The following is a 372-nucleotide window of genomic DNA, read 5'->3' as shown; positions in this document are numbered from 1 at the left end:
GCATCGTCCAGGAGGCCCTGAGCAACGCGCTGCGGCACGCCCCCGGCTCCACCGTCGCCGTCGAGGTCGCCCACGACCCCGACGGACTACGGCTGATCATCACCAACTCCCGCCCGCAGCAGGCCGCCCCGCCCTCCCCGGGCGCCGGACACGGCCTGCTCGGTATGCGGGAGCGCGCGGCCATGCTCGGCGGACACCTCACCGCGGGGAACACGTTCCAGGGCGGCTTCGCGGTCGTCGCGTTCCTGCCGAGGGACGGCGTCGCACTCCCCGACGAACCTGAGGAATCCGAGGGACCTGAGGAACCCGACGGCCCGGACAGCGCCGACGGACCCGATGCCCCCGACAGACCCGCCGCCGCCACCCCCGGCG

Annotated in this window: 1 protein-coding gene; it reads left to right on the top strand. The window is 75.0% G+C overall.

Annotation, left to right across the window (positions count from 1 at the left end):
- On the top strand, nt 1-372 hold a 372-nt coding region (locus tag JHN45_RS52605; protein ID WP_374195707.1), incomplete at both ends, for an ATP-binding protein.

This window comes from Streptomyces sp. MBT53 (genome assembly GCF_016654115.1).
Lineage (GTDB): Bacteria > Actinomycetota > Actinomycetes > Streptomycetales > Streptomycetaceae > Streptomyces.
Note: the sequence above shows the minus strand (reverse complement) of the source record. Positions and strands in the feature narration are given on the sequence as shown.